Source organism: Thermoleptolyngbya sp. PKUAC-SCTB121, assembly GCF_016919485.1.
GTDB classification, from domain to species: Bacteria; Cyanobacteriota; Cyanobacteriia; order Elainellales; family Elainellaceae; genus Thermoleptolyngbya; species Thermoleptolyngbya sichuanensis.
The window spans coordinates 4,662,633-4,685,838 of record NZ_CP070366.1 but is presented as its reverse complement, the minus strand read 5'-3'; the positions used below and the strand labels follow the sequence as shown (position 1 = coordinate 4,685,838).

13 protein-coding genes are annotated in these 23,206 nt (G+C 57.5%); 5 read left to right on the top strand and 8 right to left on the bottom strand.

The annotated features are described in order from the left end of the window. Nucleotides 1–62: 62 nt before the first annotated feature. Nucleotides 63–1,148, bottom strand: coding sequence for a 3-isopropylmalate dehydrogenase (leuB, locus tag JTM80_RS19090; protein WP_172355354.1), 1,086 nt, complete (start codon nt 1,146–1,148; stop codon nt 63–65). Nucleotides 1,149–1,248: 100 nt separating this feature from the next. Beyond that, on the bottom strand, nt 1,249–3,066 hold the full coding sequence (locus tag JTM80_RS19085) for an MASE1 domain-containing protein (RefSeq protein ID WP_172355355.1): 1,818 nt from the start codon (nt 3,064–3,066) through the stop codon (nt 1,249–1,251). Nucleotides 3,067–3,400: 334 nt separating this feature from the next. On the opposite strand from JTM80_RS19085, the gene JTM80_RS19080 reads away from it, so the two are divergent. Beyond that, nucleotides 3,401–4,402, top strand: a complete 1,002-nt coding sequence (locus tag JTM80_RS19080; protein WP_172355356.1) for an ABC transporter ATP-binding protein — start codon at nt 3,401–3,403, stop codon at nt 4,400–4,402. 215 nt (nt 4,403–4,617) lie between these two features. Here JTM80_RS19080 and JTM80_RS19075 read toward each other — a convergent pair whose 3' ends face one another. Further along, nucleotides 4,618–7,350, bottom strand: a complete 2,733-nt coding sequence (locus tag JTM80_RS19075) for an MGH1-like glycoside hydrolase domain-containing protein (RefSeq protein WP_172355357.1) — start codon at nt 7,348–7,350, stop codon at nt 4,618–4,620. A gap of 264 nt (nt 7,351–7,614) precedes the next feature. On the opposite strand from JTM80_RS19075, the gene JTM80_RS19070 reads away from it, so the two are divergent. Next, entirely contained in the window at nt 7,615–9,213 is a 1,599-nt protein-coding gene (locus tag JTM80_RS19070; protein ID WP_225906684.1) for an aminobutyraldehyde dehydrogenase, read from the top strand. A gap of 294 nt (nt 9,214–9,507) precedes the next feature. On the opposite strand, the gene JTM80_RS19065 is transcribed toward JTM80_RS19070, so the two are convergent. Next, complete coding sequence (locus JTM80_RS19065; RefSeq protein ID WP_205370099.1) at nt 9,508–10,425, bottom strand: histone deacetylase; 918 nt, start codon at nt 10,423–10,425, stop codon at nt 9,508–9,510. A gap of 119 nt (nt 10,426–10,544) precedes the next feature. Between JTM80_RS19065 and JTM80_RS19060 the strand changes: the two genes are divergently transcribed. Next, the gene (locus tag JTM80_RS19060; protein WP_172355361.1) at nt 10,545–12,026 is read left to right on the top strand and encodes an AAA-like domain-containing protein; all 1,482 of its coding nucleotides are present in this window, start codon (nt 10,545–10,547) and stop codon (nt 12,024–12,026) included. A gap of 160 nt (nt 12,027–12,186) precedes the next feature. Continuing rightward, on the top strand, nt 12,187–12,570 hold the full coding sequence (locus JTM80_RS19055) for a hypothetical protein (RefSeq protein ID WP_205370098.1): 384 nt from the start codon (nt 12,187–12,189) through the stop codon (nt 12,568–12,570). Nucleotides 12,571–12,619: 49 nt separating this feature from the next. Here the strand turns inward: JTM80_RS19055 and JTM80_RS22810 are convergent, their stop codons facing one another. The 3 genes from JTM80_RS22810 to JTM80_RS19040 form a co-directional block, all read right to left on the bottom strand. Then, nucleotides 12,620–13,435, bottom strand: coding sequence for a CAP domain-containing protein (locus JTM80_RS22810; RefSeq protein WP_225906683.1), 816 nt, complete (start codon nt 13,433–13,435; stop codon nt 12,620–12,622). A 236-nt stretch (nt 13,436–13,671) separates the two neighbouring features. Further along, nucleotides 13,672–16,425, bottom strand: a complete 2,754-nt coding sequence (locus tag JTM80_RS19045; RefSeq protein WP_205370097.1) for a pre-peptidase C-terminal domain-containing protein — start codon at nt 16,423–16,425, stop codon at nt 13,672–13,674. Between the two features lie 164 nt (nt 16,426–16,589). Next, entirely contained in the window at nt 16,590–18,005 is a 1,416-nt protein-coding gene (locus tag JTM80_RS19040) for a tetratricopeptide repeat protein (protein ID WP_172355367.1), read from the bottom strand. Between the two features lie 313 nt (nt 18,006–18,318). Here JTM80_RS19040 and JTM80_RS19035 point away from each other — a divergent pair, with 313 nt between their 5' ends. Beyond that, nucleotides 18,319–19,314, top strand: a complete 996-nt coding sequence (locus JTM80_RS19035; protein ID WP_172355369.1) for a hypothetical protein — start codon at nt 18,319–18,321, stop codon at nt 19,312–19,314. Here JTM80_RS19035 and JTM80_RS19030 read toward each other — a convergent pair. Continuing rightward, a complete protein-coding gene (locus tag JTM80_RS19030; protein ID WP_172355371.1) occupies nt 19,268–22,813 on the bottom strand; it encodes a PAS domain-containing protein in 3,546 nt (1,181 codons plus the stop codon). The genes JTM80_RS19035 and JTM80_RS19030 overlap by 47 nt on opposite strands. Nucleotides 22,814–23,206 lie beyond the last annotated feature (393 nt).

The following is a 23,206-nucleotide window of genomic DNA, read 5'->3' as shown; positions in this document are numbered from 1 at the left end:
AAGCCTCTCTTGCTCCCCTGCTTGCGACTTGGGAAAAGGGTTTGGAGGATCAGGGCAACCTGCTAGTCTTCCAGCGCCGCCAGCAGCGCCTCGCCCATCGCCTTGCAGCCCACCAGGGTCATGCCGTCGGACATAATATCGCCCGTGCGATAGCCCTGGTCGAGGACTTTGAGGACGGCCTGTTCGAGGCGATCGCCCGCCTGCGGTTCGTTCAGCCCATAGCGCAGCATCATCGCCGCGCTCAGCACCTGCGCCAGAGGATTGGCCTTGTCCTGACCTGCGATATCCGGGGCAGAGCCGTGGACGGGTTCAAACAGGCCGGGGCCGGAGGAGCCAAGGCTGGCAGACGGCAACATGCCGATACTGCCCGTCAGCATGGCCGCCGCGTCGGAGAGAATATCGCCAAACAGGTTGCCCGTAACGATCGTGTCGAACTGCTTGGGGTTTCGCAAAAGCTGCATGGCCGCATTGTCCACGTACATATGGGTTAGCTCCACGTCGGGATAGTCAGCCGCCAGTTTCGTGATCGTGTCGCGCCACAGTTGCGAGACTTCCAGCACATTGGATTTATCTACGGAGCAGAGCTTTTTGCGGCGCTTGCGGGCAGCTTCAAAGGCAACGCGCCCAATCCGCTCCACTTCCGACTCGGTGTAGACCATCGTGTTTACACCGCGCCGTTCGCCCGTTTCGCTAGTAAAGATGCCCCGCGGCTGCCCAAAGTAAATACCGCCCGTTAGCTCTCGCACCACCATAATGTCCACGCCATCCACCACCTCGCGCTTGAGGCTGGAGGCATCGACCAGTTGCGGCAAAATGCTAGCGGGGCGCAGGTTGGCAAACAGTTCCAACCCAGCCCGCAGCCCCAGCAGGCCGCGTTCCGGCCGCTGGTCGTTGGGCAGCGTGTCCCACTGGTAGCCGCCAATCGCCGCCAGCAGCACGGCATCGCTGTTTTTGCAGAGTTCCAGCGTGTCAGCAGGGAGGGGACTCCCCGTTGCGTCGATGGCCGCCCCACCCAGCAGCGCCTCCTGAAACTCGAAGCGGAGGTCATGCTGTTGCCCCACTTTTTTTAGCAAATCGACCGCCACCGCAATGATTTCGGGGCCGATGCCGTCGCCAGGGAGGAGGGTAATGCGGTAGGTCTGGGTCATAGTTCGGGAGTCTGGGGTTAGAGATTAGGGATTCGGTCTGGGCGCTGGATGGAGACGCACAGCGATCGCCTATTTTACCGCTCAGCGGCCCTGCGTTGACCTACAGGCGGCGCTTCAAGACCAGCAGCGACAGATTATCCAGCACGTTTTCCTGCCCCATGTGCTGGCGCACGTCCTGAATGACGGCTCGGTGAACAGCGCTGGCTGGCTGGGCCCAATGCTGACCCACGACGCGATATAGGCGATCGAGACCATACATCACGCCATTTTCATCTAGGGCGCTGGGCAGGCTGCTGGTATATAGCACAATGCCGTCGCCCGGTTGCAGTTCAACGGAGGCGCGTTTGGTGAAGGCGGTGATGTCAAACTCCAGCCCCAGCGGCAGAATCAGATCGGTCATGCTGACCCGCTCGACGCGCCCCGAAGCCCGCACCACCACAAGATCTTCATGCTGCCCGCTGACGCTGAGGCTGCCGTTGAGATAATTCAGCACGGCCAGGGTCAGCAGCTGCTGCTGCTGGGCGCTGAGGCGCTCGATGTTCTTATACAGCGTCCGGTTCAGGGTTTGCAAAAAGCGCACCGAGCTGCGATCGCGCAATTCTGCCAGCGTCCGCACGGCCGTCTGCACCATCAGCATCAGCACGCCGCTTTCCAGACCGCGCCCGCCCACGATGCCAACGCTGAGGGTGACGATGCCGTCGGTTTCCACCACGTCGAAATAGTCGGTGCTGTCTTCATCGGTCAGATCAGTCAAGGCAGACACGTCCAGCGTTTGAATTGCGCTCAGTTCCTCTGGCGTGGGCAGGATCAGGCCCTGAATCTGGCGCACCACGTCCAGTTCGGCCGCCATTCGCAGGTTTTCTTGCTTGAGCCGCTCGTTCAAATCCACAATTGCTGCGTTGGCTTGGGCCAGTTCTGCTGTGCGCTGCTGCACCCGGTCTTCCAGGCTATGATTTGCGTCTCGCAGCGCTTGTTTGGACTGGTCGTTTTGGTACAGCACGGCGCACAGGAGCAGCGTCGTCAGGGCGATCGCCGCGATGCACGACTGAAGCAGCAGCAGCGACTCGTTCATCGAACTGCGGGCAAAGGAACCCAAACCCTTTGCCGTGCTAATCACCGCTAGCAGCGACAGCAGCACCATCACCAGCGTGGCCCCTGGCGACCGAAACCGAAACGCCGCCCACACAATCACCGGAATCAGCAGATACTCCACTGGGTATTTGTCCACCAGCGCCACTTCGCTGATGCCGATGACCAGCGCCGCCATTGCAACCGCCTCTAGCCAGTGCCGCCGAATGGCGTTGCGAAACTGGAACAAATCGAGCGATCGCGTGCTGCTCCAGGCCAACAGCAGCGGAGCCACCAGGACGATTCCAAAGGCATCGCTCAGCCACCAGGTGATGAAGATCTGGCGATAGGCGGTCCAGGGCGCTTTGCCAAAGTTGCAAACCAGCGCCGCGCAGAGCATCCCAATCGGCAGATGGCTGAGGAACGCCGCCAGGATAAACCGCACCACATCGGCTGGCGAGTCTAGGGGAGAGCGGGACTGGGTGAGGCGATCGCTCCACACTGCCGCAATAACTTTGCCCAGCGTGGCGATGAAGGTGACGGCGATCGCCAGCATTAGGCTGTTGGTGCTTTCCCAACCCTTAAAGAAGATAAACTCCAGCACCAGAATGCTGGCAAAGATGCCAAGCCAAAGTTCGACTCCATAGGCGAGCATCGCCCCCACCGCAATGCCCCCTGCAAACCAGACGGGCGTAGAGGCAGCATCGGGCAGTGTGGCGTAGGCAATCGAAAACTGAGCCGCAGCGTAGTACGCAACCGCAACAGCGCCCTGTTTCCAAACATAGGCGAAGCTGAGCTGTGCGAATCGGAGAGGGCGGGGGAAAATCACCGATCGGGCAGGGAGGGTCACAGATTTTTATAGAAGGTAAGCGTTGGGGCGTGTGGTCAAACTCAGCCAGCCGCAGGCTAATCACCCGATTATCCGCAGAGTTTGAAGCAAGACTTGGGCGATCGTCATCCGTTGCTACGATGGCCTTAACAGTAGCGCTGATGTTTGCACAATACCCCAGGGTAGGATTTAAATCTGCTTGAGCTACAAGCTTTTTCGTAAAATATTTGCACTACCCCGTTTTCCTGCATTTTCTAGGAGGTTCTCTGGAAGATCTGCGGGAGGGTTCACCACCCCTGTCCTGGTCTAAGATTGAGTACAGCTTCTTACAGATGCCGTCCCCTCAGCTATTCCGATGGATTCGTCTCCTCCTGCTGCCCTGTCTAGTCTTAGCGATCGCCCTGCGGTCGTGCTGACCTCTCATCTCCGCAAGGTCTATCGCACGGGCTTCTGGCTCAACCAAAAAATTTCGACCCTCAAAGACTGTTCGCTGCAAATCTACGAAGGGGAAACCTTCGGGCTGCTGGGGCAAAACGGCGCAGGCAAAACGACGCTGCTGAAAATTTTGCTGGGCATTATTCGACCCACGGCGGGGCGCGGGCTGCTGCTGGGCAAACCCCTGGGCGATCGCGCGGTCAAGCAGCGCGTCGGCTATCTGCCCGAAAATCCCTATTTCTATGACTATCTGACCGGGCGCGAGTTTTTGCAATACGCCGCCGGGCTGTTCCAGATTCCTGCCGACGTGCAGCGCAAGCGCATTCCCGAACTGATTGACCTGGTGGGGCTGTCGCGGGCTGCTGCGGAGAAAAAGCAGCTTCGGCAATACTCCAAGGGCATGTTGCAGCGAGTTGGCATGGCTCAGGCGCTAATCAACAATCCCGAAGTGGTGTTTTTAGACGAACCGATGTCGGGGCTAGACCCGCTCGGCCGCTACCAGATCCGCGAAATTATCCAACTGCTGAAAGACCAGGGCAAAACGATCTTCTTCAATAGCCACGTCCTGTCCGATGTGGAAAAGGTGTGCGATCGCATTGCCATCCTGTGCCAGGGCGAACTCATTGCCATCGGCACGCTGACAGAACTGCTGGGCACCGCCGACCGCTATTTCGTCAAAGTCAGCGGCAGCACGCCTAGCGTTTTGCAGCAGTGGATTCCCGACCTGGAATTCAAAGAAGGGCTGTGGCAGGGGCATTTGCACGGCCACCCGCAGGACTTTATCGCCAGCCTAGAGCTAATGCGCGGGCAGTTGGTGGGGATGAACCTAGCGCGGCGATCGCTCGAAGAGTTTTTTGTGGAGCAGGTGAGCCAGCGCCATCCCAACAGCGACCCTGGCGCATCGGCCAACGTCTCATCCTGACCCGCCCCAAAATCCCGAAAGTCCCAAAAATCCCAAAAAACAATCGGGCGTATCCCAGTTATGCAAGTTTGCCCTCATCCCCCAGCCCCTTCTCCCAAAAAGGGAGAAGGGGAGTCGGCTTGGAAGTCCCTCTCCCGCCTAGGGAGAGGGGTTTAGGGTGAGGGCTACAAAAGTGGGATACACCCAAGACAATCCTCACTCGATCGGCGCTGGGATCAGACAATGCTCTGCTTGTCCAGTGTCACGGTCAAGAAACCGTGTTCCAGCACTTCCTGAGGATTTTTGGTCAAGGGCATCGTCATCAGTCGGGCAACCAAGCCCGTCCAGCCCGTCTGGTGGCTTGCGCCGATGCCTGCGCCATTGTCGCCGTGGAAGTATTCGTAAAACAAAATCAGGTCGCGCCAGTGCGGATCATTCTGAAATATCGAAGTCTCGCCGTAGACCGGACGCTCTCCCTGCTCGTTGCGGAGAAAAATGCGGCTGAGACGCAAGTCGATTTCGTTGGCAATGTCCCACAGCGTCAGCCAGTTGCCCGACCCAGTGGGGCACTCGGCCTTAAAATCGTCGCCATAGTAGGCATACATCTTGCGAAGCGATTGAGTAACTAGGGAGTTAACGGGCATCCAGACCGGCCCGCGCCAGTTGGAGTTGCCGCCAAACAGGTTCGTCGAAGACTCTGCTGGCTCGTAGTCTACCCGATAGGACGTGCTGCCTACATTGAAGAGGTAGGGATGGTCTTTGTGATAGCGAGACAGGGCGCGAATGCCATAGTCGCTAAGAAACTCCGATTCATCCAGCATTCTCTGCAAAATGCGGCGGAGCTTGTCCTCGCTCACGGGAGACAGCAGGTGACGACCCGCAACGCCGAGTTTGCGCGGATCGCTGAGGTTGTCCAAATGCTTAGCATATTCCTGGGTAAACCGGGCAACGTGAGCCGCAAACACAGGCAGCTTTTTGAGAATGCTGTCATCAAAAACAGACGAGGCAAACAGCGGAATCAGCCCCACCATCGATCGCACTTTGAGGCGCGTGGAGTAACCATTGGGAAACTGCAGCACGTCGTAATAGAAGCCGTCTTCTTCGTCCCATAGCTCATCGTCGTTTTGCCCGATGCGATCCATCGACCCGGCGATGTACATGAAATGCTCGTAAAACTTGCAGGCCAGTTCTTCGTAAACCTGGTTTTCGGCAGACAGTTCCAGGGCGATCGACAGCATATCCAGACAAAACATCGCCATCCAGCCTGTGCCATCGGCCTGTTCTAGCGTACCGCCTGTGGGCAGCGGGGCGCTGCGGTCAAACACGCCAATATTATCCAGCCCCAAAAAGCCGCCCTCAAAGAGGTTGTTGCCAGTAGAATCTTTGCGGTTGACCCACCAGGTAAAGTTCATTAGCAGCTTGTGGAACATACTTTCCAAAAATGGGCGATCGCCCTTGCCGTGGTTCCGCGCCTTGTCGATCAGATACACCTGCCAAGTCGCCGTGCAGTGGACGGGCGGATTCACGTCGCTAAAGTTCCACTCATAGGCGGGAATTTGCCCATTGGGGTGCAGATAAACCTGATGGGTCATCAGCCGCAGTTGGTCTTTGGCAAACTCCATATCCACCGCCGCCAGCACCAGGGTATGGAACGCCAAATCCCACGCGGCAAACCAGGGATATTCCCACTTGTCGGGCATGGATAAGATATCTGCGCTCTCCAGATGAAACCACTCACGATTCCGTAAGGGAATCCGTACCTTGCAGTCGGGCGGCAAGATTTCGTCATGCAGCCAGGCCCGCACGGGGTAATAGTAATATTGCTTTGTCCAGAGCATTCCGGCGAACGCCTGCCGCATTATGTTCCGCTGGTCGTCTGACATGCTTGCAGGAATGATATCGGCATAGAACTCGTCTGCTTCGGTGATGCGAGTTTGCACGAGTTCGTCAAACGCCAGTCCAAATCCGAGTAGTTCTGGCTCTTGGGGGCGATCGCCCAGTTTTAGCTGGATCACCTCCGCGCCCCCGGCTGGAATCTCCAGGACATAGTGAAATGCCGCCTTAGTGCCCGTTTTCTCAGGATTGACCGCCTCCACGTCGCCGTTGATCACGTAGCGATGAAACGCATCTTTCACGTAGGGCGAGGCGTTGGGCAACCCAAACACGCGCTCTTGATTAGTTTCATTTTCGGTAAAGAGGGCGGAAACGGGGCGATCGCTATACAGGTAGCGCGTTCCCAGGTCTGGATGCAGAGCGGCGATCGCCTGCCCATTCAGTTGATGAAGGCGGGGCTTGGGCGGCGATTCGGGAAACCAGTCCCAGGTGTTGCGAAACCACAGGGTCGGCAAAACATGTAGCGTCGCCGCTTCAGGCCCGCGATTTTCCACCGTGATTCTGATCAGCAGTTCCTCTGGGGTCGCCTTGGCGTATTCCACAAACACATCAAAATAGCGCTGCTCATCAAATATGCCCGTGTCAATCAGCTCGTATTCCAATTCCAGGCGGCTGCGGTGGCAATTGGTCTGCACCAGATCCTCGTAGGGAAAGGCTGCCTGCGGATATTTGTAGAGAAACTTCATATAGGAATGCGTCGGCGTGCTGTCGAGATAGAAGTAATACTCCTTCACGTCTTCGCCGTGATTCCCTTCGCTGTTGGTCAGCCCAAACAGCCGCTCTTTCAAAATCGCGTCCTGCCCGTTCCACAGCGCCAGCCCAAAGCAAACCTGCTGCCGATCGTCGGAAATGCCGCCTAGCCCGTCTTCGCCCCAGCGATAGGCCCGCGATCGCGCCTGGTCGTGGCTGAAATAGCCCCACGCATCCCCCGTCTGGCTATAGTCTTCGCGCACCGTGCCCCACTGTCGCTCGCTGAGATAAGGTCCCCATTTTTTCCAAGCGGAAATTTTCGCGTTGGCGGCATCGAGCCGCTGGGCTTCAGCTTTAGAAGAGTGGTTGGAAGAGTGGGATGTCATGCCGCTGCTCCTGTAAAGGTCACTATGCAACAGGTAATCTGTGTGTGTAATTTGGGTAGAGATTGTAGCGTATCCTTCCTATGAGGAGAAATGTCGCCCAACACCCAGCGCCACAAAAAAATATGACGTTCCTCCCCCACTTCTGCCGACAGATACTAGGGTGGTATACAGCTAGACTTCGCCGCGAGTCGCGATTGTTATATCTGTACAAAGTTATCTGTACGAATTGGCAGAACAGCTTGGCGAAGCTGGCGGAAGGATTCAATGGGGCGATCGCTCGATCAATGGGGCGATCGCACCCTGCCCCGACAGCGCAAGATGCCCAACGCAACGCAATTGACGAGCTTTTTGGGATTTTTACCCCGAACCGAGGTTTTTATGGTTTCTACGACAGAAAAGTTAATCCACTACCCGATGGTAATTGGCGAAGAGCTAGTCAGCAGCGGCAGCCAGGACTTGATCGACCCTGCCACGGGCGAAGTCTTTGCAACCGCGGCGATGGGCACCACCGCAGACGTAGATCGGGCCGTGGCAGCGGCGAAAGCGGCTCAACCCGGTTGGGCTGCGCTGTCCTACGGCGAGCGCTGCGCCGCCATGATGAAATTTGCCGACCTGCTGGAAGCCAAGAGCGAGGAACTCTCCCACCTAGAAAGCAAGAACGCGGGCAAGGCGCTGAAGCTGACGATTAACGGCGATATTCCCTTCTCGGTTGACAATATTCGCTATTTTGCGTCGGTGGTGCGGCGGCAAGAGGGCGCGGCCGCTGGGGAGTATGTCGGCGGCTACACCAGCCTGCTGCGGCGGGAGCCGATCGGCGTGGTAGGCGCGATTACCCCGTGGAACTATCCGCTGATGATGGCGGTGTGGAAAATTGCGCCGGCGATCGCCGCTGGCAATGCCATCGTCCTCAAGCCTGCCCCCAACACGCCCACCACGACGATCGAGATGGCCAAGATCGCCCTGGAAGCGGGACTGCCCGCCGGACTGATCAACATCGTCACGGGCGGCGTGGAAGTTGGCGAAGCCATCTGCACCCACCTCGATATCGGCATGATCAGCTTTACGGGTAGCACTCGCACGGGCAAGCGCATCGCAGAACTCGCTAGCCCGATGATCAAGCGCGTCACCCTGGAACTGGGCGGCAAAGCACCCTTTGTGGTGTTTGAGGATGCCGACATCGAAGCCGCCGCCCACGGCGCGGTCGTCGGAGCCTACGTCAACTCTGGGCAAGACTGCACCGCCGCTACCCGAATGTATGTCCACGAGTCGGTGTTTGACGCATTCCTGGCGCGGTTTACGGAACTGTCGAAGCAGGTGAAAGTGGGCGACCCCTTTGCCGAAGGCACAGACATCGGCCCCCTCTCCAGCCAGGCCCAGTTGAACAAGGTGAAGGGCTACGTTGAAGAGGCCAAGCAGCAGGGACTTCAGGTGATTACCTGCGGCGACGTACCCGACAAGGGTTTCTACTTCCCGCCGACAATCATCGTAGATCCGCCGCAAACCGCCAACTGCGTCTGTGAGGAAATCTTTGGTCCGGTGGCGGTGGTGAAGCGCTTTTCGACGGAAGAAGAGGCGATCGCCCTGGCGAATGACACGCCCTACGGTCTCGCCGCAAGCTGCTGGACGCTGAACGTGCAGCGGGCCATGCGAATGGCAAAGGCCCTGCAAGCCGGAACCGTATGGATCAACGACCACCTGCCCATCGCCAGCGAAATGCCCCACGGCGGCTTCAAACAAAGCGGCTTTGGCAAAGATATGTCGCACTATGCGCTGGAGGAATACACCATCGTCAAGCACGTCGTTTTCGACATCACGGGCGACCAGCGCAAGGGCTGGCACTTCACCACCTTTGGCGAGGCGTAGCGGTCGATCCCCCCTCGCCCCCCTAAAAAAGGGGGGAACCGAGCTGCTTTCCGGAAGTCCCCCTTACCAAGGGGGATTTAGGGGGATCGGATCGGAGCTTGAGGTATCGGAGATCCCCCCTCGCCCCCCTTAGCAAGGGGGGAACCGAGCCGTCCGGAAGTCCCCCTTAGCTAAGGGGAATTGAGGGGGATCGGATCGGAGCTTGAGGTATCGGAGATCCCCCCTCGCCCCCCTTAGCAAGGGGGGAACCGAGCCGTCCGGAAGTCCCCCTTAGCTAAGGGGAATTGAGGGGGATCACAGCCGATATTGCCGAAACACCTCGCTGGCGGCGCGATGCACCAGCGAGTGGCGATACACCAGTGCGTTGAAATCATTGGCATAGCCGCCGCCGATGACGCAGGCGACCGGATAGCCCTGGGCGGCGCAAGTGCTGAGTACCTGCATCTCGCGGCGATAGAGGCCGCTATCCGTCAGGGCTAGCTTGCCGAGGCGATCGCCCACATGGGTATCCACGCCTGCGTCAAACAGAACCAAATCGGGCTGCACCTGCGACAGCAAATCGGGCAAATAGTCTGCCAGCGTCCGCAGATAATCGTCGTCTTCCACACCCTCTGGCAGCGGCACGTCTAGGTCGCTCTGCTGCTTAGTGCCGGGAAAATTCACTTCGCAGTGCATGGAAAAGGTGAACACGCTGGGGTCGTTTTGAAAAATGACCGCCGTGCCGTCGCCCTGATGCACGTCTAGATCGACGATCAGCACCTTTTTCACCAATCCCAGGTGTTGCAAGACGCGAGTGGCGATCGCCATGTCGTTGAAAATGCAAAACCCCGACCCAAAACTGGGGAAAGCATGGTGCGTGCCGCCCGCTGTATTGCAGGCCAGCCCATGCTCCAGCGCTAGCTTTGCGGTTAACACCGTGCCGCCTACGGCGATGCAGGTGCGGTTTGCCAGCGCCGGACTCCAGGGCAGCCCGATTCGCCGCTGCGCCCGCGCATCCAGCGTGCCTGCGCGATACTGCTGCACATAATCGGGCGTATGCACTAGCTCCAGCCAGTCCACCGGCGGCAGCTCCGGCGTGTGAAACTGGCTGGGATGGGCCACGCCATCTGCAACCAAAAGCTCCGAAAGCCGCCGGAACTTTTCCATCGGAAAGCGATGGCTATCGGGCAGGGGCGCAACATAGTCTGAATGGTATACCAGGGGCAAATCCACGCCGCAGGGAAGGAGTAAAATAAACGAACTTGTGTAGACGATCTCAATCGTGAGCCTCTGAGTTTTTATTCTTGCATTAGGCTAGGCTCAGAGCAGGGAAGCCGTGATCTAAAACGCCCATGAATGAGCCATTGCCAGATGCCAACCGAGCATCCAGCGGCAACCAACCCATCCTGTTTGAAACCGCGCTTCAGGCTGCCGATGCAGCAGTGTTGGCGGCCGCGTCCCGCCATTTGAAAAATATTGAAGTGGCCGTGCTAAAGGGCACATGGCACGGCTTTAAGTATGATGAGATCGCCGAAGAAACAGGCTACACGCCGGAATATATCAAACACGATGTCGGGCCAAAGCTATGGCAGTTGCTCTCCTCTAGCCTAGGGGAGCGCGTGAGCAAGACGAATCTCGTCGCAGTGTTGTCGCAGCGGGCTGCCCAGTCGAACGGCTCGGCTGTCTCGCAAAACGGCGCGACTCCCATCCCCTCGACAGCAGACAGGAGCGCGATCGCCCCTCCCGATCAAGCCCTGACTCAAGCCTCCACGGTTCGTCCGCAGGATCTCGACCCCCCGGTGGGGCTAGTAGCGCTCAATTCTCCGGTCTACGTCGAGCGCCCCCCGTCGGAAACCCGCTGCTATGACGAGATTTTGCGACCGGGTGCGCTGATTCGCATCAAAGCCCCCAGCCAGATGGGCAAGACTTCGCTGATGGTGCGCGTGTTGGAGCAGGCGCGGCGCTTGTCGGAAGGGGGCGATCGCCCAATCCACACCGTCGCCCTCAGTTTGCAGCAGGCAGACAGTCAAGCGCTCAACGATTTAGACGGTTTTCTCCGCTGGTTTTGTGCGCTGATTACTCGCAAGCTGCGCCTGCCCCATCGCGTTGAAGAATACTGGAGTCCCACCTTTGGCAGCAAGGGCAACTGCACCGCCTACTTTGAAGACTGCCTGCTGCCCGATCTGAATGCACCGCTGGTGCTGGCGCTCGATCGAGTGGATGACGTGTTTCTGCATCCGCAAATTGCCCACGACTTTTTTGCGCTGCTGCGGGCATGGTACGAAGAAGCGGCCTACGGCGACAGCGGCAATCCCCTCTGGCAACACCTGCGGCTGGTGATTGTGCATTCCACCGAGGTTTATTTGCCGCTCGATATTAACCAGTCGCCCTTTAACGTAGGGCTGGCAGTGGAGCTGCAAGAATTTACCCCAGCCCAGGTGATGGATCTGGCCCAGCGCTACGGGCTATCGCTTGCAGCAGCCGATCTGCAACAGTTGCAAGAACTCGTCGGTGGGCATCCCTACCTGGTGCATCGTGCCATCTACCACCTGGCGCGGCAAGACCTGACGCTGGATGAGTTTTGGCAAACGGCTCCGACCGATTCGGGCATTTACTCCAATCATCTGCATCGCCTGCTGCGGCAGTTGCAGGAACATCCTGACCTGGCCGCCACGTTTGACCAGGTGGCGAAGTCGTCTGCGCCTGTCGAGGTGGAGCAGATGCAGGCGTTTAAGCTCCGCAGCATGGGGCTGGTGCATCTTCACGGCAACCGGGTGGCGCTGAGCTACGGGCTGTATCGGCGCTATTTTGGCAATATGTCTCCACAACGCTAACGCGAGATTGCTCTGCAACGCTAACGCGACTGCCCAGCTAGATTATTTTCTCGCCGTGGCGTACAGTCAAAAAAGAGCCTCACAAACCCTTGGTTCAGCAATCCAAAATCGCCAATCCAAAATCGCAACCGCTTCCCGATCCAATTCTTCCCCTTGACCCATGCAACACCTGTCCCTAAGCGAAGGCGCACGGCGCGACTTTTTCATCTGTCTGGGCATCTGGCTGACGCTGGAACTCATTGCCTTTAGGCTAATGCCCGCCATTGGGTTTGATCACATCTCCTTCTCCCAGACCAATCCCTGGTTTTGGGCAAGCGTCGTCCTGGGAATGGGTGGCTCGTTCTTGCTTGCCTCTGCTAGCCGCCTTGTGGGAGCTTCCAGAGCCAGCACCAGCAAGGCCAAGCGCTGGGCGGGAATGCTGTCTGGGCGTTTGGTCAACTGGGTTGCGCTGGCAGGGGTTGCGTTTCCTCTGCTGATTGTCAGCATGAACCTGTTCTATCGACTGTTTGCTATCTTTACTAGCCAGGGCGATGGCGCAGTGTAGTGTCGGCTGTTTCTACGCAACGCGCTCGAAGTGTTCATATCGCTAATCTTCAGGTTGCGGGCACGCCAAAATCCTGCGTCCAGTAATAGCGCAGCTTGATCGTGCCGGGGTCGCTGGGCAAATGCACAAATCCAACGCCCATCTCCTGGAAGAACGGCGTGAGCAAATTGGCTCGATGGCCCGGACTCTTGATCCAGGCGTTCACCACGCTTTTTGGTGTGCTGAAACCTGCGGCAATGTTTTCGCCGCCGCTGCGATAGGCATAGCCCCCCTGCAAAAAGCGGTCAAAAACGGTGGAGCCATTGGATCCGCGATGGTCAAAAAAGTCGTTGCTGGCCATGTCCTGGCTGTGGGCTTGGGCGATCGCACTCAGCATCGGATTCAGCCGCAGCGGAGGCAGCCCGTATTGGCGGCGATAGTCGTTGGTCAGCGTCAGCACTTTCAGCGCAAAGCGATCGCCCGCATGGTCTGAAAAAGATCGCAGGGACTTTTGGGCAGAACGGGGACGAGAGGCGATCGCCAGACTCAGCCGATAGGACGAAACGCCCGATCTTGCCGACAGTTTCAGATAGTAGGTTCCGGGTTTGAAGGTGACCTTGGGCGCAACCGAGTCAGGGGTGGATAGGACGTGCGATCGCCCCACTGCTTTTCCTGTCTCATCGAACCACTGGGCGATCGCGCCCGCGCTCAGTTCAGACAGATCCAGCGTCACCCGGCTGCGACGAGCCACCCGCAGCCGAATGATATCCAGCGGGTTCCTGCCGCCCAGCCACCCGGAATACACCGTTCTACCGGACTCCCGACTGCGAAAGGGAGCCGGCCCAACGTCGCGAAATCCGTCTGTTCGTTGAGGGTAGCTACTCACTCCGAGACTCCTGATGCACTGCCAACGACCAGTGTTGCCTTCAGCACAGTCTGGAGTGTTCGGTGATTTTGTTGAACTTTATCAGCCGCTCACAATCGACTCGGTGCTTGTGCGGACTGAATTCTGGTTCATTTCTCGACTTCCGCTAAAAAAGACAAAAAAACAAGGGGCCGAAACCCCTTGTCTCTAGTTACCAAGCAGACCCAGCAAATCAAGCAAACGGTCGAGTCAGGCTCCTACACCGTCCACACTTCCCGTCCATTCACGCCATCGTCTGCCACAAAGAACAGTTGCCCCAGACCCGCCGACAGATTACCCGCTGCAATCAGGTTATTCAGGTTCGACGAAGTCGGCCCAGGGTTGATGTCCAGCGCCAACTCTGGCAAACCATTGCTATCCAGACGATAGAGTTCTCTGCCCGTAGCATTCGTCTCTGCGGTGAAGTACAGCGTGCCGCCAGCCACCACTAGATTGGCGGGCGACGAGCTATCTGCTCCAGGTACCAGATTATCGAGGGCGGTCACTTCCAATGCGCCTGCCGGGTCAGTCACCCACAGTTCCGTCCCTTCAGCGGAGGTTGTTGCCGTAAAGTACACCTTGCCCTCAAACACGGTCAAGTTATTTGCTGTAAACGTACCGCTAACGTTAGTCGAGACTCGCTCAGCGGTTCCATTGGTCAGGTTGACACGGGTTAATGAAGGAACAAGGCCTTCAACAGGATCTTCAAAAGAAGCGCTGAAATAGACGTATCTATTACCGCCCGACTCGACCACTGCCAAGCTCAGATTACCCGAAGCAATCGAGGCTTGATTCAGGTCACCGTCTACGTCGTAGGTAAACACAGTGCCGTTGGCAGCGATCCGCCGCAGTTCGCGGTTTTCGGTGTTCACTGCTTCGCTAGCGACAAAGAACAAATCGCCTCCAACCACCTTCAGGCTATCGACAAAGCGAGGCGAGAAGGATGGGCTGCCGATATTTTCCAGCAATACGGGATCGCTTGGGTTGGCAGTCGAAGCGTTGTTGATCCGGAACAGGAGTCGGGTGCCAACGCCCGTCCGGTTTGCGACGTAGTAAAGGGTATCGGTCGCCTGCACATAGACCAAGTTTTGGATGCTGTCGCCTGCATTGGCGATCGCCACTGGCGCACCACCGTTGCTGAAATAGAGTTGCCGTCCGACCGGGTTACCCGTGGGAGTCGCCAAGAAAAATAGGTTGTTTCCAGCCGCCGTCAGGTTGGTCGGAGAAGACGACAGGCCGGGCCCTGGAGCAATGTCTCCTACCAGCGACAGCGTACCCAAGGAACCGCCCGTCGGCTGCCACTTCCACAGTTCTACGCCCGTTTGCGTCGTGCTACCTGCAATGTAGACTGTACCGTTGACGTTCGCGATGCCAGTGATGTTAGTAAACGAGCCAACTTTGACGGTTGTGTTCAGCGTGCCTTCACTGCGCCATAGCCCCACGGGTGCGCCCGGAGTCCCGTCGGTTCCCGCGAAGAACAGCACACCATTCACGTCGGTCAGGAAGTTAGCGTTGGCATCGAGCGCCCCTGGGTTCACGTCGCGGACGATAATACCGCTCTCACGCTCGCCGAAGGCAGCCTCCAGGGTATAGGTTGAGGCATCGGTGGGGCCACCGGCCAAAACGCGCAGGAAGTAGGTACCTGGGCCAAGCGCCCCCCGCAAGGCCGAACCGCCGCCGGAGAGCGGGGTTGGGTTTCCTGCCTGGAAGAGTTGCAAGGTGATGTTGCCCGTAAAGTCCTTGAGGCGGGTCGCAAAGAAGTTCTTTGGCTCAGTCAGGGTAAACCGGAACACATCGACATCGCCTGCCCCCACAAAATCCTGATAGATGCTGGGATTATCCAGATCATTGCTGAGCGGCGTTAGGATGCCCGGTGAGAGCGGGTCGGTAATGGAGGTTGCATCTGCAAAGGTGTCGCCAAATTTGTCTTCGGGCGTGAGGACGGCTGTCAGCCTGTAGGTGGAGTTATTGCCTGGCCCGGCGGTCTGCACCAACACAAAATACTGACCGGGAGCAGCGTTGTTGAAGATAATCTGCTCGTTGCCGCCGGGGCCAGCGCCGCCCTGGAAAGCTAGGATCTGCTGGAACTGGTCAAACAGGGTGATGTTAAGGTCAGCGGTTGGTGCAATGTTGGTGAGGTCGATCTTCAGATCGCCTCCGATGGTTGTAGTAAAGGTGTAGTAGTCAACCGGGTCGCTGTTGCCCACATACTCCTGAACCGACGCTGGAAAAAAGCCAAACCCAGGAAATGCCGAGGCGCTGCCAAAGTCGTTGCCGCCTTGGTCGGGGGCGGGGCCGGCGTTCAGCGTCAGGTTATAGCGCGTATTGCCGCCTGGAACGGGGGTAGTTCGAACAAAGTAGGTGCCTGGATCAAGCACGCGCTGGAGACTGCGGGCTTCTGTGCCGCTGCCAGAGGTGCCCGTAAGCACGTTGCCGCTGGCATCCAGGAGCGAGATTTCGGCCCCAGCGCTGAAGGGCGTGAGGGTTGCGCCGACGGTCAATCGCTCGTCTATTGTAAAGCGGTAGATGTCCGCAGGGTCGGAGCGTCCAATGTATTCATCAACGCCTGTGGAACTCGTGAGGTTGCCGAGGTCGCGGGCGGTGTCCAGGGTTTCTCCGGCTGTATCGGGATTGAGGCTGAGGCGCATCCGATAGGCCCCCTGCCCTCTGCGCCAGAACACGCGGGCAAAGTAAGTTCCTGGATCGAGGTTCAGGTTGATGTTTTCGGGTTGGTTGCCTGGCCGGGTTGAGCGGGCGATGACTCGGCCATTGGCGTTTTGAAGCTGAAAGTTGAAGTTGGAGTTTCGGGGAATGTTAAAGACTTCGCCGTCAAAGCTGCTTCGCGCTCGAACCACGAAGCGGAAGAAGTCATCGCGATCGCTGCTACTCAGTGAATCTCGGAAGACTCTGGGGTTTGGCCCTACGTTAATTCGACGAGCGGTTCTCCGGGTATTGCCTGCATCTATCGCCATGGTCTCTGTGGGTAGTATTAGACAATGGCTAGGTTGCCCAAATCATTACCAGAAGATATCGTTAAAATTATTGAACTTTGAAAGGGGGACGTAAGGTAAAGTTTGGTACTTATGCTCTTGCGATAACTTTCTCGTAATTTTCTCGAATGTTTATGGTGTTTTGCCTAAGCGTCAAGCACGAGAGCCTGGAAGGTGGGGGTCTGGTGCAGGGTGTTGAAGTCGGGATCGGTTTTGGCGATCGCCCGATACAGGTCATTCAGCGCGATCGCCCGGTTCAAGCAGTCCAGCGCTGTTTCAGAGTCTCCCAGCAGCGCATGACAGCAGGCCAGGTTGTAGTGGAATAGGGCATTGTCTGGCTCTAGGGCGATCGCGTGGGTATAGCAGTCGATCGTGTCTTCATAGCGCTGAAGTTCGTAGAGCAGAGAGCCGCGATCGCTCCACAGGCTGGGGTCGGACTCGTATCGCTGCAAAGCGTCGTCGAAGGATGCCAGCGCGGCCTGTGGCTGTTGCAACTGCTTGAGGGCCAGGGCCCGCCCGTGGTAACCGCCATAGAAGTCTGGCTCTAGGGCGATCGCCTGGTCGTAGGCAGCGAGGGCTTCGGCGTAGCGCTCTGCCTTTAGGAAGATATTGCCCTTGGTCTGCCAGGGTTCGTAGCGGTGGGGCGCACTTTTGATGGCCTGGTCGCAGAGGGCGATCGCCCGGTCATAGCGCTGCTGCTCGACCAAATAATTCAAATACTGGGCTGAGGCGTGAAATCGATCCAGGCTGGGGTCGCGTTTTCCTGTGCTGCCGCCCCAATAGTGAGCCGAATTTTGAAACTGGGGCGATCGCCGCATGACGATAGCAGTAACGGCCAGCGCCCCCAGCAGCAAAATCGTGCCCCACTGCCGAAAGAGCGAATAGCCCAGCCAAGACAACTCCGCAGGCACGCCCAGCCAACTGGCGATCGCGTCTACTCCATCCCACAGCGCCCGGTTTGCCGCTGGCACGGTCCACAAGATCCCAAACAGCGCAATCATGCTATACCGACTCCAGCGATTGACCTGGTGGCGCAGGGTTTCGGGCAGCCAGGGTTCTAAAATTCCGTAGCCATCCAGCGGCGGTACGGGCAGCAGGTTGATCAGCACCCCTGCAACTTCTAGCGTGACCAAAAACGCCAGCGCAGCCCAGAGCGGACTGAAGGGGAGGGGCGATCGCAGCAAGTCAGGCAGACTCCAGCCACCCGTCGGGCTGGCGGGTGCCCAGTCCAGCCAAAATGGAAGCGCCAGCACCAGCGCCACCAGCGCCGTCATCAGCGGCCCCGCAAGCGATACAGCACTTTTCCAAAGCCGCCCCCGCAGTTTGGACGAGTCGATATACACTGCTGCGCCGGGCAGGGGAATGCCGCCCAGCATCAAAAAAATCAGCGGCATCACCAAGCTAGTGCCCACGTCGGTATACCTTAGCGGATTCAGGGTCAGATAGCCTTTGTCTTTGACCGAGCGATCGCCCCCCCAGTAGGCCACCAGCGCATGTCCAAACTCATGCAGGCACACCGACGCAATCCACACCACAAAGACAAACAGCGCAACGATTAACATTGGAAATCTCAGGGTTATGGGGGCGGGGAATAGAGCGTGAGCGCCGAACCTCCCTCTCTAGGATGCCCTAGTTTAGAGGTTAGGGGTTTAGAGGTTGGGGGTTCAGAGGTTGGGGACTGTTGCGCGGCTGCGCCGACCATCGGGATCAGACATCGCGCTGGAGCAGGACACAGTGAGCATTGCCCCTGATGTGATAAATCTAGAAGTCGTCAGCAGGCTCTCTCTTCAGCTACATCCGCATCTGTCCCCACAATCTATACCCACCGTTGTCGCCTGCTTTCCCTCATTCCTATTCTCGATTCCAATCCCTCCTATGGCTTCTGAGGAAATCTTGCGTCTCGCCAAGGCTGGCGACCCAACCGTGTTGACCAGTCTGCTCAACCATGTGCTGAAACCCTACGGCGTAACGGCAACTGTGGTGCGGCACGAAATTCGGCTGGAGATTCAGCTTTTAGCATCGCACCCGGTAGAAGAAACGACCGTGACTCAGTTGGTGCATCAGGTCATTCGCCAGCTCGATATTCCCTATATTCCAACGGTGGCGATCGCCCTTGCTCCAGACGCACCCCGGCATTCTTCGCCAGAAACCTCGCCGTCTCAGGAACCGCAGAGGAACCGGACACAGACAAACTGGACACAACCTGCGCCCCATAACTCGGTAGCATGGAGGCAAGACGAGGGCGGACTATCTATTCCTGAGCCCATTTCTGAACCAACTACCGATCTTCCGTCCCAGCCTGCCGCTCTTTCCCCAGCACTTTCCCCCATGTCTGCGACTCAAACGCCCGACTCTCAGGGGCATCCCGACCCTGCAACTGATTCCATCGATCTGGATGCAAGCTTGAACGTCTTCCCACCCCCTGGCGAACCGCTTTTTGAAGAGGGGCCATTTGAAGCGGGCCCGGTTGCCTCATCGGATGCAATGTCTCCGGTTTCAGTGCCATCCGCAGTGCCGCCAGATGTTCCATCTGCACTGCCATCCGCAGTGCTATCAGAGGAAGCGCCCCAATCCGATCTGTGGCAGCGGCCGGAAGCAGTCATTTTCGTTGCCTATTTGATTGCGGTGATCATTTGGCAACTCTATGTGGATTTAACTGCTGACGCGGCAAGCCAGAAATCGGGCTGGACAGCGACAGCGCTGGCCCGGCGACTCGGCACCAGCCGCACCACCCTCAGCCGCCGCAAGTATCAAGAAGATTTCTCCGCATGGACGCAGAGCCTCGACCCCGACGGGCTGGCGTGGATGTACGTGGGCCCGCGCTTTAGCCCGGTGTTAGGCGTTGACGTTCCGCCCTCAGGGCCGCGCTAACCTGTTCATATTCTGCGACCAGCTTGTCGATCTGAGCGGTAATTTCATCGGGGGTGCTTTGGTGAGCGGTGTCTTCTAGATAGCGACACAGCTTTGAGAGGCGGGTGGCTCCCACCACGGCGCTGCTGGACTTGAAGGTATGAGCCGTCCGCATGATGGCGCTAGTGTCGAGCATTGCGCCTGCGTTGCGGATGCTGGCGACCATCTTGGGCGCTTCGATGAGGTAGCAGTCGATCAGTTCTGTAAAAATCGCGGCAGCCTGGTCGCCCATGTCCGCGATGAAGCTGTTGATGAACCGGGCATCCAGAGGAGAAGACTGGGAAACAGGTTGGGCGATCGCCCGTCGGGGGCATTTCTTCAGCAGGGCTGAGAGCTGATCGAGCCGAATCGGTTTACTGATGTAGTCATCCATGCCCGAAATCAGGCAATCTTCGCGATCGCCCATCATAGCGTTTGCCGTGACCGCGACGATGTAAGGCAACTCCTCAGACGGTAGGCGATCGCGCAACATCCGGGTCGCCATGATGCCATCCACCTCTGGCATCTGTACGTCCATCAGGACAACATCGTAGGTTTGGCGCAAAACGGCTTCGACTGCTTCCGTTCCGTTGGACACCACATCCGCATGGTAGCCCAACTGCTGAAGCATTCTCAGCAGCACTTTCTGGTTCACTAGGTTGTCTTCGGCAATCAGAATTCGCAGATCACTGTCTTTTTCTGAGTGAACGTCGCCATCCAAACCTAGCTCATGGGTGTTGTCTAGGGCAGAACCAGCACCAAGAGAATCGCCAGAATGCACCATACCAGAGGGAAAATGCGGAGTTGCACCGAAATAGTTGCTTAACATGGCATAAAACTGAGACTGTTTAACGGGCTTGGCCAACCGTGGGATAGCAATCGCCCTACTAGAATGCGTTAGGGCGTAGCGAGCCGACTGAAGAGAACGATCGAGACGAGTCAGGAATACAAGCGGAATGGTTTTGCAACCCGGCAGTTGGGAGATTTCATCAACTAACGCGCTGCCGGAATCAGTGGAAAGATGGGCTTCTAGCACGATCAGATCTGGGCGATCGCCCTGCGGTGCAGCCTGCCGGAGATAATGGAGCGCCGCCTCACTGCTGCCCACTGCCACGACCCGCAGCCCCAAAAACTCTGCCTGATGAACTAAATTTTCGCGGTGAATGGTCTGGCTGTCTACCAATAAGAGCGATCGCCCCTCAAACGGGCTGCGATAGTCAACCGACACGCTGGCTCCAGCACAGGATCGAGTGACAAACGAAAAATAGAATGTAGAGCCAACGCCCACTTCGCTCTCCATCCACAGCCGCCCTCCCATAAGCTCCGCAAGCCGCTGGCTAATGGCCAATCCCAACCCTGTCCCGCCGTAGGTGCGGTTAATCGAAGAATCGCCCTGCAAAAAAGGCTGAAACAGGCGATCGAGCCGATCCGTGGGAATGCCAATGCCTGTATCTTTGACTGCCAGTCGAATTGTGCAGGTTGGCACCCCCGCCTCTTCGGGCACGGCACTCAAATGGATGCAGTGGGCACTGACCGTCACCGTCACCTCGCCCTGTGATGTAAACTTCACGGCATTGCTCAGCAGATTGACCAGCACTTGCTGCACACGGGTCGAGTCGCCAATCACCCAGTCGGGCACCTCTGGTTCAAACAGGCAGCCTACCTCTAGGTCTTTTTCCAGCGCCTTTGGCATCACCAGGTCAATGGCACACTCCACGCACTGTCGTAGGTTAAAGGTTTCCAGATCTAGCTCTAGCTTGCCCGACTCGATCTTGGAGAAATCCAGAATGTCGTTAATGATTTTCAGAAGCGTTTCGCCGCTGCTGCTAATGGTCTGGGCAAATTCCTCTTGCTGAGGCGTAAGGGGCGTACTCAACAGCAGAGATGACATGCCAATGACCGCATTCATTGGCGTGCGAATTTCGTGGCTCATGGTGGCCAGGAACTCGCTCTTGGCCCGGTTTGCAGTTTCGGCATCGCGCCGAGCCTGTTCTAGCGCCTTGTTTTTGATCATAAGTTCCTGGCGCTGCTGGGTTTCTTGCTCCAGCAGTTGGGCTTGGGCCAGGGCAATGCCCAGTTGGGCTGCAACCGCCTCTAGCAGGTCAATTTCGTCTTCGCTCCAGCGCCGCAGGCGATCGCACTGATGCAGGCAAATCGCGCCGTTGGGTTCACCTTTGTAGGAGGTGCGAACTGCCAGCATGGATCGGATCTTCAGCGCTTGCAGCAGCGGATGCAGATTGCTCAGCAGCGGTTCACACAACACGTCTCCAGAAGCCACCGCCTGATCCTGCGCCATCATGGTTTGAGCATGGAGGTTGCCTGTAATCGGTACAGATTTCATCACATGCTCAAATTCGTACTCTGGCTTCAGATAGGTCGCTACGATAGGAATTTCTGGCTCCGGCTCTGCAACGTAGGTATGAATCAGCACCCGGCTGACGCGAAACGTCTGCCCAATCTGCGTTGCAGCGGTCTGGAAAATCTGCTGCGGATCGAGACTTTGGCGGATTTCCTCAGTGATTTGCTGGAGCAAGAGGGTTTTTTGAAGATGCCGCTCCAGCGCAGCTTCGGCCAGGTGGCGCTCAGTAATGTCCAGCAGTACACCTTCTATGACTAGATCCTTGGCCTCTTCAACCACCTGCGTTTTTTCGTAGACCCAGCGCAGGCTGCCATCCCGGTGAATCAGCCGATATTCTAGGGTGTAGGGCTGGCCTGCGCGAGCGCGGCTCAGGACAACTTGAAACAGGCGATCGCGGTCTTCAGGATGCACGATGCTGGCGTAGTGCCGCCCCTGGTTGTTCAAAAAATCCTCTGCGGGATAGCCCGTCAAGTCGGCGATCGCCTCGCTGATAAACTCAATGACCCAGCCAAACTCTGCCTCGCGCTGGGGGCCGTAGCGGGAGCGAAACACCACCCCCGGCAAATGCGAAACCAGGGAGCGAAACCGCTGTTCGCTCTGGGCGAGCGCTTCCTGAGTCTGTTTGCGGCTGGTAATATCTTGCGCCGTGCCCAGCAGTTGCACCAAATTGCCCGCGTCATCTCGGCTAAAGACGGTCTGACGAGACTGCAGCCAGCGCCACTCGCCACTGGCATGACGCAGCCGAAACGTCACCTCCACTCCTTGTCCAACAGAATCTTGCTGCAATTCCTGGATGCTGCTGCGGAGCAAGGGCAAGTCGGATGGATGGACGAGCGATCGCAATGCTTCCGAATCCATTTCATAGACCTGATGGGCAGGGTAGCCCAGCATCTCGGAAACCCGGCGATTGATAAATCGAATTCGCTTCGCGTCTACGGCATAGAGATAGAGCAGATTGGGTGTGGTTTCCAAAATCTGCTGAATGAACCGCTGATTCTCCTGCTGAGTTGCGTCGGCCTGCTGACGCTGACGGAGGCTGCACTCCCGCTCAACCAGCTCTTGGCGCAGTCGTTCGTTTTCTGCCAGCAGGTCTGCAAGGTGCTGCTGCGATGCCAGCCCCATCTCAGCCTGAGCAGACCCTGAGTTTACCTCTAGTAGTAGCTTCCTGGGTTCTGGATAGTCTGGCATTCGGCTCCTTACCACTCATTTCTCCGCATAAGGTCTTGGCAGGTCTGGGCGATCGCCCTCTCATAACGCCTGCAAAAACTTTCCAACCGTTCAAACCTGTCTAGGGATTGAACGCCTTGGCCATGTCTAGCTTTGCTACCGTTAGAGACTTCCACAATCAGGCTTTCAATCAGAAGGATGCAAAAACAGCTTTAAGAAGTGGTTCTCAAAAAACGGCTTTAACAAAGTATCTAAAAGAAATACTAGCGGCCCTGTGCAAATACAGCCAATTTTCCCTGAATCTCACCATCTTTGGATGATCTAACCCCCTCTAGAGTTCCACAAAAC

Coding starts and splice junctions, on each gene's coding strand:
- leuB (WP_172355354.1), bottom strand. CDS start 1,148: ATGACCCAGACCTACCGCATTACCCTCCTCCCTGGCGACGGCATCGGC.
- JTM80_RS19080 (WP_172355356.1), top strand. CDS start 3,401: ATGGATTCGTCTCCTCCTGCTGCCCTGTCTAGTCTTAGCGATCGCCCT.
- JTM80_RS19075 (WP_172355357.1), bottom strand. CDS start 7,350: ATGACATCCCACTCTTCCAACCACTCTTCTAAAGCTGAAGCCCAGCGG.
- JTM80_RS19070 (WP_225906684.1), top strand. CDS start 7,615: ATGGGGCGATCGCTCGATCAATGGGGCGATCGCACCCTGCCCCGACAG.
- JTM80_RS19060 (WP_172355361.1), top strand. CDS start 10,545: ATGAATGAGCCATTGCCAGATGCCAACCGAGCATCCAGCGGCAACCAA.
- JTM80_RS19055 (WP_205370098.1), top strand. CDS start 12,187: ATGCAACACCTGTCCCTAAGCGAAGGCGCACGGCGCGACTTTTTCATC.
- JTM80_RS19045 (WP_205370097.1), bottom strand. CDS start 16,425: ATGGCGATAGATGCAGGCAATACCCGGAGAACCGCTCGTCGAATTAAC.
- JTM80_RS19040 (WP_172355367.1), bottom strand. CDS start 18,005: ATGTTAATCGTTGCGCTGTTTGTCTTTGTGGTGTGGATTGCGTCGGTG.
- JTM80_RS19035 (WP_172355369.1), top strand. CDS start 18,319: ATGGCTTCTGAGGAAATCTTGCGTCTCGCCAAGGCTGGCGACCCAACC.
- JTM80_RS19030 (WP_172355371.1), bottom strand. CDS start 22,813: ATGGGGCTGGCATCGCAGCAGCACCTTGCAGACCTGCTGGCAGAAAAC.